Genomic DNA, 17193 nt, shown 5'->3' with positions numbered 1-17193 from the left:
GCGTTCGCTGTATAGTTTTGAAACAACAAACCTGAGGGTTTGTTAGTTAATTACATATGTATGGAAGAGACCCCGTGAGGGGTCTCTTTTGTTTTAACCGCTGATTTGCATTCTCCTTGAGAGCTATCGGCTCTGCTGTGTTCTCATAGCGTGCGTTGGTGAATACTCTAAAGGCTAAGAAGACCTCATGAAATATAATCGGCGCATCAGGGCGTTGAAAATCTGTGAGAGCGCGTATGCTTTCTTGTTATCTTAGGGGCATGGAGACTTTACAATCTGCCCCAGACCCGAAGGATTTGACGCTATCGATAGATGAGAGGCGTGAACTTATCGTCTGGGCGGCAGACTGTATGTATCGGATACTGCCTATTTTCGAGAAGCAGTATCCTGCTGATCCTAGGCTTCAGCAGGGGCTTGCTGCGATCGCTGAGTTCAACCGCGGTGCATTATCAGTTGGAACTATGCGTCAGCACGCTTTGCTCTGCCATGCTACGACCCGGGACTGTAAGACCCCGTCTGCGCAAGCCGTAGCTAGAGCCTGCGGACACGCGATTGCCATAGCCCATATGGGTGCCCATGCACGCAATATTGAGCGATATACTCGCAAAGTGCTTTCGGGAGAACCTTTGACCGAAGAGCTCGAATGGCAACGGTCACATATTCCTGCTCGATTTTTCAGCTATGTTTTTGCGCGCTAAGCAGCGTATACCCACACGTAGAATTTCGAAAGCCAGAGAAGTCCTTTTTACCGGTCTGTGATAGCGTGCCTGAGGCTTCATCACGGGAATACTAATACCAATCGTTGCACATTCTTCTGAACGAGTTTCTGGAACGTTTACTGTATCAAGTACCGACGAATACCTGTTCTCGCGTTAGAGTGAATGTATGGAGTATCCGCTTTTTTCAGACCGACAGCAGGAACCGTATACGGGAGAGGACACCTCAAAATACCGGACGGTGGCGCTCACCGCCGAGGTTAAGCTGCCTTTAGCGGAACTATGGCTGGCGTGCACCGAGTATATCCATCTGTGGTGGCCGCGGGAGCTTCTGCGGGACGAAGAAAGCTATCTGGAGCTTACGGATACAGTTCTTACCGAAGAAGACCCGCAGGGGTATGTAACAACTCTTGCTGAGGTAATCTACTATGAGCCCGAGGACGTGTTGGGCTTTTTGCCTCTGCCCGATACTAAACTGCATCAGCTTCTACGTGATGACAGCGGGTTTAGCCTACTTTTCGACGAAGACGGCGCAGAATCTTCGCTTATGGAAATCACCTCTGGTTTAGCGAAACCCCGTGAACTTGCGGCTGAGTACGACGAGCTGGGTGTTTATACGATCCAACGTTATGGCGCAGAACTTATTTTGAAGGCGTGCGCCCGATTCTTTGGGGCTGAACTTCGAGCAGAGTCTCTTGTATCGGGTATGCTTGACAGCTATGAGCGCTAGGCATGCCGTATCGGAACGAGGTATCGCAGACAGTACAGTACAAGAGAAGAGGCCGAGCACGACATTACCGTTCATCGCTCTTTGTCGATTGGGCAGTGGCTGAACCTGCTGGCAATCCCGATCTTGGGGCAGCTGATTCAAACTGTTTTCTTCGCTGCTGGTGTTCGGTTTCTTCTCATGGTTTGCTTCTGTGGCGGTTACCGACCAAACCATCGAGCTGTGAGTAGGAACCAAGCCCGAACATCTGAAAATTTTAGACCTTGAAGTCAACTACAACGCGGTCATGCTTAAGGTGACGATGATCGTTGCGGTATCCTCTGGGCTGAGCTTTGTGGCGACGACCAGCAGCGACGGTCGGCACGCGCTTGACTTCTTAGAACCGATGGTGCTGCGTCTGCGAAAAATCCTGATAATTCGAGATATATACTCTCCATTTTCAGGTACGGGCGCCGAAGAGACACTGGAGGGCTATGAACTGTGGTCCGCATCGGCGCAAGAAGATAGTACAGAGCCCGTTGCATCTACCGATAAGGAGACGGTGAAGGATAATGGTCTCGAAGAAGCCACTGAATCCGGGAGTACAGACTCATAGCCAGAGGTGAAGGTGGGCTCATAGCGCCTCGATCACAATGCCGCCAAAACGGGCATTCTTTGCCTCGCAGGTTATTCCATCAACGTAGCAGGTTGAACTGGAGTAGGTTTCTTGCAGCCCGGTATTGGCGTAATATCCGTAAAATCCGCCAAGCAGTGTTACACCTGAGCTGTTGGGAGTCGGCAGCACCTGTATATCGTAGAAAACAACCGGGCGGCCAGACCGGTCAGTCACCCGTGCAGAACATTCGGGACAGAGCGAGCGAGGATAACGTTCTAAAGTCTTCACGGGCTTGGAACAAACGGGGCATGCAATTTCCATGAATGGTGGCTTGACCATGGAGGATATCCTTCGGGTGGTTAGATGACAATGTAGACACGTTGGATGGGGATAGTCCCATTGCTTTTATCTTAGAGGTGTGCATCCAAGGTGAAAATGGTGTACGTCAAATAGAACATAGGCAGGGCGCAAAGGTCTGAAAACCCCGTAAACCTAGCTAAGTTATTTCAACGTACGTAAGATGTTCTTATGACACGTTTTACGACCGACCATCTCAAAACATTCGTTACGGTCATCGAGTACGGTACTTTCGACGCTGCTGCCGACATTCTTGGGGTTAGCCCCTCCGCAATATCACAGCGTGTAAAAACAATGGAACAGCTGGCCGGTAAAGTTCTGCTGCAGCGCACCAACCCGGTTACCCCAACAGCCTCCGGGCAGAGCGTGTTACGTATTGCCCGGCAAAGTGAATTCCTACAGCTTGAACTGGAACGAGAACTCATGGGCGAGGGTGGATTCCAGACAGTCTCTATAGCCCTGAACGCCGATTCTTTAGCAACGTGGTTTTTGGAGGCCATACGCACGCTCGCTCAGGAGGACGAAATTTTCTGTGACCTGCGGCGTGAAGGTGAATTTCATTCCTCAGCCCTTCTGCGTACCGGGGAAGTTATGGCTGCCATAACCTCACAGCCCGGGAAAATCCCCGGATGCTCGGTAGATTACCTGGGCGTGGCGCGTTACTGGTGTGTGGCATCGCCAGCGTATGTGGATCGTTACCTTCCGGGGTTCCCTGCGAAGACTACCCGTGATGATCTGAACCGGGCACCAGTGGTGGAATATGATCGTAAAGACTTTGTGCAGGATGCTGCCCGCGCTCTGATTGAGGAAGACCTAAAACTGCCCAGAGCCGAATTCGAGCAGAGCCCAACGCTCTATATTCCTTCATCACCAGATTACGCGCAGGCGGTCTACGAGGGCATTGCGTGGGGATTGCTGCCGGAGGCACAGTGTAGCGAATATTTCGCCGCCCAAACACTTGTGAAACTCGCTCAGAACCCTGTGGAGTTCCCACTTTACTGGCAGCACTGGAATATCAACTCGCCCGTTCTGGAAAAAGTTAGTCGTCGGGTTGCTGATGCGGCTCATCAGGGGCTCTTGAACTCATGACGGACAGCTAGGGGCGAACGACATCAAACGCACCGCACCCAATTCTGCATCGCACGGATTCACCCTGTGGCTGATAACGCTCAACTTCGTGGCGGTATTCTACTGGTTATGACTTTACTTCCACGATCGCCTTGGCAGCATTCCTGGTGGTGTTGGCGCTGTTGCAGATTATGTTGCGGCCTTTATTTGCTACGCTTGCTGCTACACAAACCATTGTTTTTACTAGCCCCTTAAAACTTCAATTGACTAGTATATATGCTTATATTGGAATATTCGCATATAAAGATCTTGGCAGTATTTTCTACTGCACGTCGCATCGATGAAGCGCCCTAGAATCTTGTTCACACGGGTACTGTTCTACGTCATCTTTGCGCTCTGCACAGGGATTCTCGGGTGTATACCCCCGTATATGACACAGCATGTGGAACGACTCAAAGAAAGTGCGTGCCACAGGCCGACCTCATGCAGCACACAGCGCTGACCCAGACGATGGTGGAGCTGATCGTCATGATCGTATTCGTGCGGATTCTGCAGCCCCTGCGCGAAGAACCAGTCGCAGAGCCTCAGCACGATTAAAAGCAAGAAGAACGCGGCGGGCGCACCCCAAGGATACAGCACCGCCTCGCTTATACGTGATCTAACGGAAGAAAAGAGACGCCAACCAGAATAACGCCGCAGCGACGATAAACCCGATCAACGCCCAGCGGCGCAGCCTTGCCTCCACACGGGCGGCACGAATATCCGCACGTTTTGAAATATCCTCGGTACTCCGCATGGGATCGGAGGTAGAGCCATGCGGGGCATCCTGAGATTCTTGAGGCGAAGGAGACCCATCCGATTCGGACATAGCCCTAAACCTAACGCCACCGAGTCATCATGACCATACCCACCATCATGGCACCCACGCCAATAGTCACATTCCACATGCCAATACCGGGCACAGGAAGCCGACCCTCAAAAATGTAATACGCAATAATCCAGAGAATACCCAGCGCAACGAGCGAAAACATCACTACTCGATACCACAGGGGAGTACCCTCTCTCTGTGTCCCGCTCGTTTCCATCTCGCGAGCGACCTCCAACAGACGGAGCTCGCTCGCATCTTCTTCAACGACCTTAGCCGATTTCTTGTCTTGTGACTTCTTTGACTTAGTATTGGCAGTCTTTTTCGACTTTTTCGCAGTCGACTTAGGGGACATATTTTCCTCCGCCTCAGATGTATGGGTAACCTTATGTAGTACGTTAAAAACTATCTTTGCAGACTCGCGGGATGATTTCACCTTTCACCGGCGTTGTCATTAAAGAAAGTGTAATGACTGGGACGGTAACATCCCGCTATGGAGGACACCCAAAACTATGGCGCATGCATCCGCGAAAGCGCATCAGGCAGTTCAGCCTCATAAATCTATTCTGCGGTGGACCATCCAAATCACGGGTGAGCTTCTGATCACCGTTGGTCTTGTGCTGCTGCTCTTTGTCGTGTGGCAGCTCTGGTGGACCAATATAGACGCAAACCGTTCACAGTCCCAAGCCGTCGATTCCCTGACGCACGAGTTCAGCTCCGCCGCGCCAGTCGAACAGTGGGATCCCCAAAATCCCCCGGAGCCTGAAGCCGAACCCGAACACGGAAAAGGATTCGGGGTTGTCTACATTCCCCGGTTTGGTGCAGACTACCAGCGCCCCGCCGCGCAGGGTACCAGCGCAGACGTGATCGATACCCTCGGTTTGGGACACTACGACGGAACCGCCATGCCGGGCGGCGTGGGCAACTTCGCGCTCGCAGGGCACCGGCAGACACGCGGGGCAGTGCTCGACTATATCGATAAGCTGCAGGTGGGCGATCACATTTATGTGCGCACCAAAGACGGCTACTACACCTACACCGTGTACGAGCATGTGATTGTGCAGCCTGACAATATTGAGGTGATCGAGCCGGTTCCGAGCAAACCCGGACAAGAGCCCACGGAGCGCATTATGACGCTCACGACCTGTCACCCGCGTTACGGTGACACAGAACGTTATATTGTGCACGCCCGTTTTGAATCCTGGCAGCCTAACTCTGCTGGCGCGCCTGCGGAAATTGCCCAAGCAGCCCAGAACCCCGCCTAACCCGAGAGGATATAACATGTACGGTTGGATTTTTCGTCATCTTCCCGGACCTCTATGGGTTCGCATTATCATTGCTATTCTGCTTATCGCCGTGATCGTATACGCCCTCATGGAATTTGTGTTTCCGAATTTTGCCGAGTACGGTCCGTTCAACTTTGACGTTACCATCAACCATTAGCGGCGCTTGCCAAAGGAGAAGCCATGACCCGCATCCTGGTTATCGATAATTACGATAGTTTTGTGTTCACTCTCGTCGGATATCTGCAGCAGCTCGGAGCTGAAACAACCGTAATCCGTAATGACGAGTATGACCTTGATACCGTGCTCACAATGGCTGCCGAGTATGACGGTCTGCTCATCTCTCCGGGGCCGGGTGCGCCTGCAGAGGCCGGGGTCATTATCGATACCATTCGCTGGGCTGCGCAGACTCATAAACCCCTGCTCGGCGTGTGTCTGGGGCATCAAGCTATCGCGGAGGCGTTTGGCGGTACCGTCACGCACGCCCCCGAGCTGATGCACGGCAAGACTTCAACCTTGGTTCACGAGAATGACTCGGTGTTCAAAGGCGTACCGAACCCCTTCACTGCGACTCGCTACCATTCGCTGGCGGTCGTCCCAGAGACTATGCCTGAGGTCTTGGAAACCACCTCGACGACTGAGAGCGGCATTATTATGGGGCTGCGGCACCGGGATGCGCCCATGCATGGCGTGCAGTTCCACCCGGAATCCGTGCTTACCGAGAGCGGTTATCTGATGCTGGGTAATTGGCTGGAAGAAACGGGGTTTGAGGGGGCCGCTGAGCGTGCCAAATCGTTGTCCCCACTAATTGCCTAGCGGGCAGCGGTAAAGGCGCCTGACAGACCCAAGTAGGTCTGTCAGGCGCCTTCTCTATGTGTGCGGTACAGCCGAAGAAATATATGTGGGGCGTGCTTTAGATTCAAATTCTAAAGCACGCCCCACATATATGACCAGGATTTACCTGAGCAAACCAGCCTTACCTTTCTTCTTTCTCTTCATTCTCCTTGCCGTTTTGTACGGCCTTGGATGAAGGAACAGCGGCACTTGGCGTTGCAGAAGGTACAGGAGCGTTGCCCTGCTGGCCCTGTTGACCTTGCTGTTGTTGATTCTGCTGCTGATTGCCCTGCTGGCGCTGGGTGTTGTTGTTATTATTCGTCGACGGGGTAGTCGCACGCGGTGAGGCAGATGCGGTCGCCGCCGGGGCAGCCGCTACACGAATAGTAACAGTGCTGTTCTGGGCCACCAGAGTACCCGCAGCGGAGCTCTGAGAAATCACCGTATTCGGTGCCGCAGAGCTTGTCTGAACGGTCTCAATATTGGTGTTGAGCAGAACATCGGACGCAGTCAGAGCTTCAATAGCCTGATCCTTCGTCAGACCCACGAGCGAAGGAACCTTGACCTTACCGGAGGACAGCACCAGGTTTACGTTGCTGCCAGCCTCGATCGTGGTCTTACCGTTGGCATCGGTTTCAGCCTTCTCAGGCTCTAGAGAAACTACCATACCGGCGGGAACAGATGCGCTCTCAACGGTGCTGACGCGACCATCCTTAAGGCCGAGCTCCTTCAGAGCGTTGCGCACATAGGCTTCGCTCTGACCCTGCAGGTTATCGGGCAGGGTTACGCGCTCGGGACCATTCGAGTAAGTTAGCGATACGGTAGAACCCTTAGCCGCCTTCGTACCCTCGCCAGGGCTGACGCTAATAACATCGCCCTTCTTCACGTTCTCGGAGTATGCCCCGCGGCTCTCCACGGCAAAACCAGCATTGCGCAGCTGGTTCTCGGCATCGTCCTTCGACTGGTTCATCACGGTAGGAATAGCGACCTGCGGAACTTCATTGAGCTTGCCCTGGTAGTACAGGAACGAGCCGATACCCAGCAGAAGCGATGCTGCAATAGCAAGACCAACGAGGAAACGAACCCAGGTTCGCTTACGGGGTTGCTCGGCGGGAAGGAACTCTTCCTCTTCAACAAATTCTTCCCCGCCGTACTCATCGTCATCGAAGAAACCGTTGAGGTTCGCGTCTTCAACAGGAGTCGAAACCTGCGGCATGGTCGTGGTGTAGGCATCGAAATCAACCTCACCCGTACCGGTTCCTGCCGCACCCGCTGCGGGAGCCTCAAGAGGCGCAAAAGCGGTGGTCATGGAGTCATCAGGAACCTGTTGCGGCATACCGCCGCCAACCTGCAGACCCGCTCCCTGACGGATCGCCTGCGAAAACTCATCGGCGGTCTGGTAACGATCATCCGGGTTCTTGGCAAGACCTCGAAGAATAACTTCATCAAGCTCAGGGGGTACGCTCAGCGGGCTAAAGGTACTCGGTGCGGCGGGAGGCTCGGTAAGATGCTTTGCCGCCAAGTCAACGTTAGTTTCCGCATCGAAGGGGGAACGTCCAGCAACCATTTCATACAGCACACATGCTGCCGAATAAAGGTCGCTTCTCGCGTCGACTTCTTTACCACTGACCTGCTCGGGAGACATGTAGCGTGCGCTACCCATCACCACATTGGCCTTTGTCAGAGCCTCGCCAGCCTCTTCAATAGCTCGGGCGATGCCGAAGTCCATCACCTTAATCTGACCCGGCTGCCCCTTCGCGGCGTCGTCCTCGGTTCGGGGAAGCACCATAATATTCGCGGGCTTAATATCGCGGTGGATAATACCCATCGAATGACTGTATTTCAGAGCGCTCAAAAGCTGCTCTGCGTAGCCCACCGCATCACGCACGGGAATGTACCCGCCCGACGAAAGCACACTGCGCAGCGTCCTGCCATCAACGTATTCCATAACGATGTACGGGATCTTAGCCTCGTCATCGTCGGCGGCATCATCAACGCCATATCCGCTGTTGGGATCTGACGGGGAATAAGCGCCCGTGTCGTACACCGCAACGATACCGGGGTTGTTCAGGGATGCGACAGCCTCCGCCTCACGTTTAAACCGTGAACGGAAGGTTTTGTCTTGGGCCTGCTCCGGGCGCAGGATCTTCATCGCGACCTTACGACCGAGACGAGTATCCTCCGCCGCGTATACGGTAGCCATCGCACCGGTACCGATAACATCGAGTACCTTATAACGGCCATCTACCGTTTCAGGAACCAACAGGTCCATACGTTCTCCTGGGGTAAAAATAGTTTTTGATGTGAGTGGACTCAGACACTAACGCCCAGTACGAGGACTAGAAGAAGTCGACGCGCTTGAAGGCGTAGCTGCGGATGGCGACGAGTCAGAATCCGTCCTCGTACCTGATTTCTCGTTAGCTACATACATCTCTACCATACTAGGAACTGACACTTTAGTGCCAGGAGAGGGGCTGGTACGCAGCACCGTACCGGGCTGTGCAGTCTCAGAGTATTCGAGGTGAATACGAACATTAACGCCAAGTGAAGTAATCGAAGGCGCAGCTTCTTCGTAGTTCTTTCCTTCAACGTTCGGAAGAGACACTGACTTAGAACCGCTTGAATAACGCACGGTAATGGTGCTGCCCTCGTCTACCGAACCAGCCGGTGAAATCGACAGAACGGTGTTGGCGGGCTCTTCAGACTCAACACTTTCAGTCCTGGGCGAAAGACCCAGGTTCTTCAGGTCATTGACAACATCCTGAAGGGGACGACCCTCGTAGCTGCGTGCCTGCAGGTTAATTTTCTGCTTCTGAGTACTGCTTGCAGCCGAGGACTCCTCGCTCGGGGTGGCTACCGTGACAGTCCCTGCCGCAGAGCTGGGTGCTGCCGAGCTGGTGGTATTCGGAGTGGGGGTTGCACGGCTGTTGGCCGCCCAGACAGCCCAGAGGATACCGAGAATAAGCACAAGTGCCGCCACAATAGCGACGATCCATACCCAGTTGCGTTTCTTCGGACCCTGTTGTGCCGTACGTGCGGCCGCAGCCTTTGACCCGGGCTCAGGAATCGGAGCGGTCGAAGGACCGGGCGTGAAGTGCGACCCAGATCCGAACTTCGGAGCGGCGGATGCCGAAATAGGCTCGGCGATCAGGGAGGTCTGGGCGGTATCCAGATTCTCCGGCAAGAACGCCTCCAGCGTGGGCACGGCCTTAATCGCCGCAGGAATATCGCGACGGCGAATAGCATCAATAGCGGATGCCAGCGCGGTAGCATCCTTAGGACGCTCCGCAGGATCCTTAGCAAGCAGGCACATAATCAAGGCGCGGGCGGGCGCCGGGATGCTCTCCGGCAGCGGCGGTGGCGGATCGTTCACCTGAGCTAGAGCAATCGCGATCTGTGATTCACCCGTGAACGGGCGGTGACCGACCAGGCACTCGTACCCGATAATACCCAGCGAGTACATATCGGAGGACGGGGTTGCAGGTTGACCGGTTGCCTGTTCGGGCGCCAAATACTGGGCTGTACCCATCACCTGACCAGTAGCGGTCAGCGGAACCTGGTTCGCAAGCCTAGCAATACCGAAGTCGGTAACCTTCACCCGGTCATCCGGGGTGATCATTAGGTTACCGGGCTTCACATCGCGGTGCACGAGGCCCTGAGCATGTGCAGCAGCCAACGCGCGAGCCGTCTGCGCAATAAAGTTCAGGATACGATCCGGCGGCAGCGTGCCGTCGCGCTCGATGATGCTCGACAGCGGCTCACCCGGAACCAGCTCCATCACCAAGTATGCAGAGTTATCCTCTTCACCGTAATCGAACATATTGGCAACACCGGGGTGGTTCAGGAGCGCAGTATGGCGCGCCTCCGCACGGAAACGCTCCAAGAACCCGGGGTCACCCGTATACTCCTCTTTCAGGATTTTAACGGCGACGGTGCGTCCGAGAACCTTGTCGCGAGCTTTCCAGACCTCACCCATACCGCCGATAGCGATACGTTCGGTTAGGGTGTAGCGCCCGCCCAAGGTGATATCAGCCGAAGGCCTCACTTGTTCAACACCGCCTCAAAAAGTTGTTTACCTGCATTTGTCGAAAGCTGGGAACCGGTTGTTGCATCCATATCCTCATAGACCACCGCAATGGCGATCTGAGGATCATCGGCGGGGGCAAACCCGGTAAACCAAGAGTTATTCAAACCACCCGTAGTTTCTGCGGTACCGGTCTTACCAGCAACCTTATACCCGGGCACGCCTGCGTTACGGGCAATACCGTTATCCACAGAGTTCACCATCCATTGTTTCACCTGATCGGCGACTTTAGTAGAAGTTGAGGTGCGCAACTTCTCGGGTGAGAACTCGTAGAGCACGCTCAAGTTACTGGTTTTGACAGAACGAATCATATTGGGCTTCATCTGCACACCGCCGTTAGCGATCGCAGCAGAAGTCATCGCCACCTGCAGCGGGGTGGTGCGTACATCGTACTGACCCACGGATGCCTGCGCCAGCTGGCTCTGCGACATACCCTTCGGGAAGCTCGACTTAGCCACCGCCAGCGGAATCTTCAAATCCTGACCATAACCAAAGTTTTCGGCAGTCCTAGAGATCCTATCTTCACCCAAATCCATTGCGATCTGCGCAAAAGGAGTGTTGCAGGACTGCGCCATAGCCCATTCAATCGTAGCCTTGGTGCGTCCTCCACACTGACCGCCCGCAAAGTTCGGAAGCGACACATTGGTTCCCGGAAGGGGAAGCTGTGCGGGGTTATCGATTGTGGAGTTCGCATCATATTTGCCGGACTCCAAAGCTGCGACGGCATCAATAATTTTGAAGGTTGAGCCGGGCGAATAGGTGTTACCCGCAATAGCACGGTTGTAAAGCGGGTTATTCGGATTCGAGTTCAGTTCCTCATAGTTGCTGACTACCGTAGACCCATCGTGGGATGCGAGCGTATTCGGGTCATATGAGGGAGACGAGGCCATCGCCAAGATTTCGCCAGTCTTGGGGTTGATCGCCACAATAGAACCCTTACGACCCTGCAGCAGGTTGTTAGCAAGCTCCTGAAGCTTGGAATCCACGGTGAGCTCGACGCTCGCACCGCGTGCCGAAGAACCCGAGAAGAGCTGAGCAACACGATCGTAGAACTGGCTGTCGGAAGTACCCGAAAGCTCCTTGTCCATAGCGGACTCGACACCGGTAGAACCATACACTGACGAGAAATAACCCGTCAGCGCCGCATACTTTTCCGGCTCAGAGTACACGCGCTGATAGTTATACTCATCATCCGATTTCACCGACGAGGCGATTTCGGTTCCATCGACCACGATAGAGCCACGGTTGGCACCGTAGTTATCGTACAGAGAACGCGAGTTCCACGGGTTATCTTTGAGAGATTCGGTGTCGAAGAATTGGATATAGCTCAACGTACCCATGAGCAGGATAAAAACGCAACCTGCGGCCATCCACATGCGGCGAATTGCCCTATCCATTGCGGTCACCTCCTGCTTCTTGAGTTGAAATACGGGCGAGAACGCTGGTTGCGCCCTCAGATTCATAGCTGTAGTCTTCGTGGTCGATACTTTCGGGAACATCGAACCCGACCACGACGTGAGGCGCTCGCGCGGTATGCGAAATCGAAAGCCACAACGCCACGATAATCCAGTTAGCCACCAGGGATGAACCACCGGCAGACATAAACGGTGTGGTCAAACCGGTCAGCGGAATTAACCGGGTTACACCGCCAACCACCACGAAGAGCTGAAGCACCATAACCGTGGAAAGGCCTGCCGCTAAGAGCTTGCCGAAACCGTCACGAGTGCCCAATGCTGCGCGGTAGCCACGCGAGATGAGGATGAGGAACATCATCAAAATAGCGCCTAGGCCGATCAGACCGAGTTCCTCACCGAGAGAAGTAATAATCATGTCCGAGTTAGCGAACGGCACCAAAGAGGTAAGGCCCTGACCCCATCCACGGCCAAAGAGACCGCCGTAGGACAGACCGAAAATACCCTGAAGGATCTGACCGGAACCACCGCTGGAGGACATATAGACCTCGGGATCAAAGGCGTGCATCCAGCCATAGATACGGGCGTGCACGTGAGAAATGGAGTTATAGGCGAAGTATCCGCCAACCACCACGCCGACACCGCCGACTACAAGCCAGGAAATCTTGCCGGTCGAGAGGTACAGCATCGCCATGAACAGCCCAAAGAACAGGATTGCAGAACCCAGATCCTTCTGGAAAACCAACACACCGATGCTGACCATCCAGGCCAAGAAAATTGGGGTCAAATCGCGCAGACGCGGCAGATTGATGGGCCCCAGACGCTTACCCGCGGTGAGAATCAAATCGCGGTGTGTGGACAGGTAGCCCGCAAAGAAGATTGCCAGGGTAATCTTTGCAATTTCGCCGGGCTGGAAGGTACGCCCGCCGAGCCTGATCCAAATCCGTGCGCCGTTGATTTCGGTACCAAGGCCGGGGATAAGCGGCATGATAAGCAGGATGAAGGAGAGCACCAGCGAAATATAGGTGATCTTACGCAGCACTCGGTGATCCCGCAGGAAGTACAGCACAACGGAGCAGAGGATCATTGAGAAGCCCGTCCAGAACAGCTGCGACTCGCCCACTGGGGCCTTCTGCATGGCGGGATCCTTGTCGATGCGGAAAATCATCGCCAGCCCGATTCCGTTGAGCGCCACAACGAGCGGCAGAATAAACGGATCGGCGTAACGCGCCCGGAATTGAAGCACCAGATGCGCGATGAGCGCGCACACGCCCAGCACCACGGTACCTTGAATCCACGGGTTTTTCCCCATGTCCCACGCCGTTTCGGGGTCAATCAGGTACATGGAAAATGAGCCGATGCCGACCGCAACCACGAGCAGAACAAGCTCAATCAGGCGACGCGAACGGGGTATGTGTGCATCACGTAATAGCCTAGCCACGATTACCACCTTCCGTTGCTGAAGTTTTTTGACTTGTCTGCGCGCCGGACGAAGCCGCGCCGGAAGGCTGTGTATTCCGGTCATCCTGCAGATTCACCTGAGCCTGCATGCGGTTTACGATAACCCGTGCATCGTCAAGATTATCCGCGTGAATCGTATTCTTCAAAAGCGTGCGTGTATGTTCGGGCAGCTGTGAAGTTTCCACTTCGCTTTCCTCGACCACATGGGAGAGATGGATTGGCCCCAACGACTGCGGAACACCGTTATAGACGGCGACCTTACCGTTATTTTCACCAACGTAGTAGCGGCCCTCAACCCATTTCAGCCCGCTCCAACCCGCAATGAGCGCCAGCACAAGGATTACTGCTGCACTCACCAGCAGAATCGGGCGCCGACGGCGTCGAATCGGGTCCGCCAGAAGCTCTTCAAGCTCGTCTGGCAGCTTTGCGGGTTCCTCGGTACTCATCGGCACGCGCTGCGCCAAAGAGGCCCGATGCTCCAGGGTGCGGCTCGTCACTGCCGGAATACGCCCGGTCTCTGTTGCCACGGCAGCGCTGCCCACCAGCTGATGCGGGCGAGAACCAAGCTCGTGGCGCAAAATGGCGGCATTTGTGCGGGCAAAGTACACCGCATCCTGATCGCTTGCGTCGCCATCGTGGGGGAAGGAATCTGTGAGGTCACGGGCGCGGCGGAACTTCTTGAGCGCGCGGTCGTGATCGGACAGACCCTCTTCGGCGTTTACTTCCTCGGTGATTTCCTCAAGCTCAGAGGTTGTCAGTGAGGTATCGATCTCGCCGGTCTCTGGCAGGGCAGAAGGACCTACAGGTTCGTCGGCGGGAAGTTCTTCGCGGTCAATAACCTGTACAACCACGACCGTCACGTTATCGGGTGCGCCGCCGTCGAGAGTCATCTGGATAAGAACGTCCGCGATCTCACCCAGATCATCTGTGGAACGCATGACGGCTTCGATCTCTTCATCAGAGACCACCGCCTCTAAACCATCGGAAGCAAGCACCCAGCGCTCACCAGGAATGGCTTCTAAAGTCTGCAGCTCAAGTTCGGGGGAGGCATCGACGTCGCCAAGCACGCGCATAATCACGTTGCGGTGCGGGTGATTCTCTGCCTCTTCGGGAGTGATGCGGCCCTCGTTGAGAAGACGCTGCACGAAGGTGTGATCGGTCGAAATCTGCTCGAAACCGCCGTCTTCATCGGCGCGTAAACGATAGGCTCGCGAGTCGCCAATATGGGCCATCTCGATCTTTTCGCCGTCCACCAGCAGAGCGGTGCAGGTGGTACCCATGCCCGCAAGGCGCTGATCACTGGTTGCCAGATCATTGATAATGGCGTTGGCACTTTGGATTTCGTCGGCGAGGTATATGCCGCCGGTACCGTCAAAGTCGGGGTGGTCCAAAGGGGTCAGGTTCAAAACGGCGGTAGCGGAAGCGACGTCACCACCGACGTGCCCGCCCATGCCGTCAGCAACAACAGCAAGATAACGCCCACCGTACCCGGAGTCGTCATTCTTGCTGCGTTTCACGCCCGTATCGGAACGGGCTTCAAAGCGAAAGGCTATCTTCAACGATTACCCCCTCAGCTGCATAGTCGTTCCGCCCACACGGAAATCGACACCCGGCTCAATAGCAGTAGCGCGGGTCAGCTTTTGGTTGTTTACGAATGTGCCGTTGGTTGAGCCCAAATCCTCCAAGAACCAGCGAGAACCCTGTGGGAACAGACGGGCATGGCGACCGGAGGCGTAATCGTCCTGCAACGAAACCTCAATATCATTGGCGCGACCGATAGTAACCGGGGAGTCACCCAACTGCATCATAGCTCCCGCCTGCACTCCCTTGGTGATCACCAAGCGGGAAGGACGTGCAGGAGGAGCTGCAATATGCTGCGGTTGCGGCTGCGAGTCTGCGGCAGATTCTACGGGTACGGAGCGGAAGTTCTTACCCAGCCCCAAATCGCGGCGGGCGGCTGCCACCACGAAAAACACAAAGAACCAGAGCAACCCCAAAAACGCAAAGCGCAGTATGGTTACAGTTAGCTCGGATGCCATTAACGTATACCTCCAGAGGCAATTGAGCGGAAGAGAACTCGGGCTCCGCCCAACTGTAGCACCGCTCCATCTTGGAGAACGGTAGGGGTTTTCAGCGGAAAACCATTCAGCCGGGTTCCATTGGTTGAGCCCAAGTCGGTGGCAACATAGTTGCCTCCCTGGCGGGAAATCTGTAGGTGGCGGCGCGAAATACCCTTGTCAGCCAGCCGCACGGACGCATCGGAACCGCGACCGATGACGAGAGGTGCCCCAGAAAGCTCATAGCGCTGCCCGTTAATATCCACAAAGGCATGATGCGCCGCAGCACGTTGCTGCTGCGGGGGGTTCTGCGGGGAACGCGGTTTCGGCGCGGACGCGGCAGGTGCCTGCTGTTGCTGCTGAGGCTGTTCCGTGCGGCGCGGCGGAGTAGCCCGCGGTTTTGTAATTCTGGTCGGCAGACCGGTATCACGAGCCGGGGCAACAGGGGCGTAGTCGGAGGCGCCGTGGGCGGCACCGGCGGGAGGAACATAGTTCGTCGCACCCGAGGGCGGAGCCTGGAACGCCTCAAAACTGGGCACAACCTCGAACTCGTCGGCTTCGAGATCGGCAATAGGACTGAAGGTAATACGTACAGCCCCAATCAGCGAATACCCCTGCGCACGCGCATGTGAAATAGCAAGATTGCACAGCTCAACCGCGAATGGGTTGCCCCACTCCCGCACGCGCGAAAAATCGGCGCTCGAAAAGCGAACGTTGAAGATATTTGGTGCCATCGTGTGACCGCCCTGGTCCACATATGAGGCATCATCCATCGACGTGCGAATACGGTTAGCTACATCAGCCTTTGCGAAGGTGCCAAAGCCTTTAGAAAAGCCAACGGTACGACCGATGCCTTGCTCCAGTCGTTCCAACTTGTCAAATAACTTCATTGCCTCCTCCTTTATGGCTCGGGCCGGATGTCACCCCTGGCATCCCGTGGTTGGGAACCCGAAGGGTTCAGTCTAGCTTTTGTAGCTGTGCATTTGCTGTGTTAGGTGTGAGTGCACACACCCAACTCTATTCTAGGGGATAGTGTGACCACCATGCCGATAATATACTTTTTACTCGTAAAATATAGACTCGAAAACCCCAAATGTTGCCGACACAACAAAAATCCCCGGCTCATCAGAACCGGGGATTGCTGGTGCGCGAGGGGGGAGTTGAACCCCCACGCCCTCACGGGCACACGGACCTGAACCGTGCGCGTCTGCCTATTCCGCCACTCGCGCAAGTGTCATACGACCCAAAGAGCCGCAGGCAACATATAGAACTATACAGGCTCCGTAACAGACCGTCCACTTCGGTATTCGTGAACTTACTCACCGAAGGTTGAAATTGTCATAGGATATGTTATTTTCCTTCGTCGTGAGGGTTCGAGGCGGTATCGGTCTGGTTCGCGGCGGCCGCATCCTTTTTCTCGCGATGCACGCGCAAAAACCACGCCAGCGCACCAAAGTACGGGAGTACCAGAATGAACAGAAGCCATTTGAGCTTCTGAATCTCGTTGAAGTAGGGGCTGCGATGCACCGTCAAAATGCAGTACAGCACCGAAGCAATCCAGATAAAAATCAGGGCAAGCACCGTGTACTGGTAGATTGCCTGCGCCGTCGGATTCTGAAAAAGCACAAGAGGAAATACCGAAAAACCTAAAGTCAGCACGTCTTTAGTATGCCAGAGGATACGCCAAGCGCCCGAGAACATAAAATTTATGTCCTCGGGCGCTGCGGGGAGAGT

General features: G+C 54.9%; 19 protein-coding genes and 1 tRNA gene. 8 read left to right on the top strand and 12 right to left on the bottom strand.

Annotation, left to right across the window (positions count from 1 at the left end):
- The first annotated feature begins 260 nt into the window (after positions 1–260).
- From HMPREF3164_RS00635 to HMPREF3164_RS00625, 3 genes are all read left to right on the top strand, one after another.
- Complete coding sequence (locus HMPREF3164_RS00635) at positions 261–698, top strand: putative immunity protein (protein WP_070448459.1); 438 nt, start codon at positions 261–263, stop codon at positions 696–698.
- A gap of 187 nt (positions 699–885) precedes the next feature.
- Positions 886–1446 carry a hypothetical protein gene (locus tag HMPREF3164_RS00630; protein WP_048754710.1) on the top strand — a complete coding sequence of 187 codons (561 nt, stop codon included), beginning with the start codon at positions 886–888 and terminating at the stop codon, positions 1444–1446.
- Positions 1447–1729: 283 nt separating this feature from the next.
- A complete protein-coding gene (locus HMPREF3164_RS00625) occupies positions 1730–2038 on the top strand; it encodes a hypothetical protein (protein WP_246822538.1) in 309 nt (102 codons plus the stop codon).
- A gap of 18 nt (positions 2039–2056) precedes the next feature.
- Here the strand turns inward: HMPREF3164_RS00625 and HMPREF3164_RS00620 are convergent, their stop codons facing one another.
- Positions 2057–2377 (bottom strand): hypothetical protein, encoded by a 321-nt coding sequence (locus tag HMPREF3164_RS00620; RefSeq protein ID WP_013398181.1) that lies wholly within the window; start codon positions 2375–2377, stop codon positions 2057–2059.
- Positions 2378–2566: 189 nt separating this feature from the next.
- Here HMPREF3164_RS00620 and HMPREF3164_RS00615 point away from each other — a divergent pair, with 189 nt between their 5' ends.
- Both HMPREF3164_RS00615 and HMPREF3164_RS11485 read left to right on the top strand, forming a co-directional pair.
- Positions 2567–3484, top strand: a complete 918-nt coding sequence (locus HMPREF3164_RS00615; protein WP_070448457.1) for a LysR family transcriptional regulator ArgP — start codon at positions 2567–2569, stop codon at positions 3482–3484.
- Positions 3485–3928: 444 nt separating this feature from the next.
- Positions 3929–4060, top strand: a complete 132-nt coding sequence (locus HMPREF3164_RS11485; protein WP_256387480.1) for a hypothetical protein — start codon at positions 3929–3931, stop codon at positions 4058–4060.
- Positions 4061–4121: 61 nt separating this feature from the next.
- Here the strand turns inward: HMPREF3164_RS11485 and HMPREF3164_RS00610 are convergent, their stop codons facing one another.
- Together HMPREF3164_RS00610 and HMPREF3164_RS00605 are read right to left on the bottom strand one after the other, a co-directional pair.
- Complete coding sequence (locus tag HMPREF3164_RS00610) at positions 4122–4331, bottom strand: long-chain fatty acid--CoA ligase (protein ID WP_070448456.1); 210 nt, start codon at positions 4329–4331, stop codon at positions 4122–4124.
- A 10-nt stretch (positions 4332–4341) separates the two neighbouring features.
- Positions 4342–4683, bottom strand: a complete 342-nt coding sequence (locus HMPREF3164_RS00605; RefSeq protein WP_048754707.1) for a cell division protein CrgA — start codon at positions 4681–4683, stop codon at positions 4342–4344.
- A 157-nt stretch (positions 4684–4840) separates the two neighbouring features.
- On the opposite strand from HMPREF3164_RS00605, the gene HMPREF3164_RS00600 reads away from it, so the two are divergent.
- From HMPREF3164_RS00600 to HMPREF3164_RS00595, 3 genes are read left to right on the top strand one after another with little or no spacing between them, the layout of a single operon-like run.
- Positions 4841–5593, top strand: a complete 753-nt coding sequence (locus HMPREF3164_RS00600) for a class E sortase (protein WP_070448455.1) — start codon at positions 4841–4843, stop codon at positions 5591–5593.
- 16 nt (positions 5594–5609) lie between these two features.
- Positions 5610–5771, top strand: a complete 162-nt coding sequence (locus tag HMPREF3164_RS11115) for a hypothetical protein (RefSeq protein WP_004006314.1) — start codon at positions 5610–5612, stop codon at positions 5769–5771.
- A 23-nt stretch (positions 5772–5794) separates the two neighbouring features.
- Positions 5795–6427 (top strand): aminodeoxychorismate/anthranilate synthase component II, encoded by a 633-nt coding sequence (locus HMPREF3164_RS00595; protein ID WP_070448454.1) that lies wholly within the window; start codon positions 5795–5797, stop codon positions 6425–6427.
- Positions 6428–6587: 160 nt separating this feature from the next.
- Here the strand turns inward: HMPREF3164_RS00595 and pknB are convergent, their stop codons facing one another.
- The 9 genes from pknB to HMPREF3164_RS00550 all read right to left on the bottom strand — a co-directional run bounded on the left by pknB (position 6588) and on the right by HMPREF3164_RS00550 (position 17160).
- Positions 6588–8717 (bottom strand): Stk1 family PASTA domain-containing Ser/Thr kinase, encoded by a 2130-nt coding sequence (gene pknB / locus HMPREF3164_RS00590; RefSeq protein ID WP_070448453.1) that lies wholly within the window; start codon positions 8715–8717, stop codon positions 6588–6590.
- Between the two features lie 48 nt (positions 8718–8765).
- Complete coding sequence (locus HMPREF3164_RS00585) at positions 8766–10490, bottom strand: protein kinase domain-containing protein (RefSeq protein ID WP_070448452.1); 1725 nt, start codon at positions 10488–10490, stop codon at positions 8766–8768.
- On the bottom strand, positions 10487–11926 hold the full coding sequence (locus HMPREF3164_RS00580) for a peptidoglycan D,D-transpeptidase FtsI family protein (protein ID WP_070448451.1): 1440 nt from the start codon (positions 11924–11926) through the stop codon (positions 10487–10489). The genes HMPREF3164_RS00585 and HMPREF3164_RS00580 overlap by 4 nt, the downstream gene beginning before the upstream one ends.
- Positions 11919–13391 (bottom strand): FtsW/RodA/SpoVE family cell cycle protein, encoded by a 1473-nt coding sequence (locus HMPREF3164_RS00575; protein ID WP_210398353.1) that lies wholly within the window; start codon positions 13389–13391, stop codon positions 11919–11921. The genes HMPREF3164_RS00580 and HMPREF3164_RS00575 overlap by 8 nt, the downstream gene beginning before the upstream one ends.
- Positions 13375–14961 (bottom strand): PP2C family protein-serine/threonine phosphatase, encoded by a 1587-nt coding sequence (locus HMPREF3164_RS00570; protein WP_048754705.1) that lies wholly within the window; start codon positions 14959–14961, stop codon positions 13375–13377. The genes HMPREF3164_RS00575 and HMPREF3164_RS00570 overlap by 17 nt, the downstream gene beginning before the upstream one ends.
- 3 nt (positions 14962–14964) lie before the next feature.
- On the bottom strand, positions 14965–15441 hold the full coding sequence (locus tag HMPREF3164_RS00565; RefSeq protein WP_004006321.1) for an FHA domain-containing protein FhaB/FipA: 477 nt from the start codon (positions 15439–15441) through the stop codon (positions 14965–14967).
- Complete coding sequence (locus tag HMPREF3164_RS00560) at positions 15441–16349, bottom strand: FhaA domain-containing protein (protein WP_048780282.1); 909 nt, start codon at positions 16347–16349, stop codon at positions 15441–15443. The genes HMPREF3164_RS00565 and HMPREF3164_RS00560 overlap by 1 nt, the downstream gene beginning before the upstream one ends.
- A gap of 252 nt (positions 16350–16601) precedes the next feature.
- A tRNA-Leu gene (locus HMPREF3164_RS00555) sits at positions 16602–16688 on the bottom strand.
- A 121-nt stretch (positions 16689–16809) separates the two neighbouring features.
- Positions 16810–17160, bottom strand: a complete 351-nt coding sequence (locus tag HMPREF3164_RS00550) for a PLD nuclease N-terminal domain-containing protein (protein ID WP_070448450.1) — start codon at positions 17158–17160, stop codon at positions 16810–16812.
- Positions 17161–17193 lie beyond the last annotated feature (33 nt).

This window comes from Rothia sp. HMSC08A08, from assembly GCF_001808385.1.
Classification (GTDB): Bacteria; Actinomycetota; Actinomycetes; order Actinomycetales; family Micrococcaceae; genus Rothia; species Rothia dentocariosa.
The sequence above is the reverse complement of the archived record's forward strand: the minus strand, read 5'-3'. Positions and strand labels throughout refer to the sequence as shown.

Bases quoted from the DNA above. Each gene is read 5' to 3' on its own strand.
- HMPREF3164_RS00635 (WP_070448459.1), top strand. From the start codon at position 261: ATGGAGACTTTACAATCTGCCCCAGACCCGAAGGATTTGACGCTATCG.
- HMPREF3164_RS00630 (WP_048754710.1), top strand. From the start codon at position 886: ATGGAGTATCCGCTTTTTTCAGACCGACAGCAGGAACCGTATACGGGA.
- HMPREF3164_RS00625 (WP_246822538.1), top strand. From the start codon at position 1,730: ATGCTTAAGGTGACGATGATCGTTGCGGTATCCTCTGGGCTGAGCTTT.
- HMPREF3164_RS00620 (WP_013398181.1), bottom strand. From the start codon at position 2,377: ATGGTCAAGCCACCATTCATGGAAATTGCATGCCCCGTTTGTTCCAAG.
- HMPREF3164_RS00615 (WP_070448457.1), top strand. From the start codon at position 2,567: ATGACACGTTTTACGACCGACCATCTCAAAACATTCGTTACGGTCATC.
- HMPREF3164_RS00610 (WP_070448456.1), bottom strand. From the start codon at position 4,331: ATGTCCGAATCGGATGGGTCTCCTTCGCCTCAAGAATCTCAGGATGCC.
- HMPREF3164_RS00605 (WP_048754707.1), bottom strand. From the start codon at position 4,683: ATGTCCCCTAAGTCGACTGCGAAAAAGTCGAAAAAGACTGCCAATACT.
- HMPREF3164_RS00600 (WP_070448455.1), top strand. From the start codon at position 4,841: ATGGCGCATGCATCCGCGAAAGCGCATCAGGCAGTTCAGCCTCATAAA.
- HMPREF3164_RS11115 (WP_004006314.1), top strand. From the start codon at position 5,610: ATGTACGGTTGGATTTTTCGTCATCTTCCCGGACCTCTATGGGTTCGC.
- HMPREF3164_RS00595 (WP_070448454.1), top strand. From the start codon at position 5,795: ATGACCCGCATCCTGGTTATCGATAATTACGATAGTTTTGTGTTCACT.
- pknB (WP_070448453.1), bottom strand. From the start codon at position 8,717: ATGGACCTGTTGGTTCCTGAAACGGTAGATGGCCGTTATAAGGTACTC.
- HMPREF3164_RS00580 (WP_070448451.1), bottom strand. From the start codon at position 11,926: ATGGATAGGGCAATTCGCCGCATGTGGATGGCCGCAGGTTGCGTTTTT.
- HMPREF3164_RS00565 (WP_004006321.1), bottom strand. From the start codon at position 15,441: ATGGCATCCGAGCTAACTGTAACCATACTGCGCTTTGCGTTTTTGGGG.
- HMPREF3164_RS00560 (WP_048780282.1), bottom strand. From the start codon at position 16,349: ATGAAGTTATTTGACAAGTTGGAACGACTGGAGCAAGGCATCGGTCGT.
- HMPREF3164_RS00550 (WP_070448450.1), bottom strand. From the start codon at position 17,160: ATGTTCTCGGGCGCTTGGCGTATCCTCTGGCATACTAAAGACGTGCTG.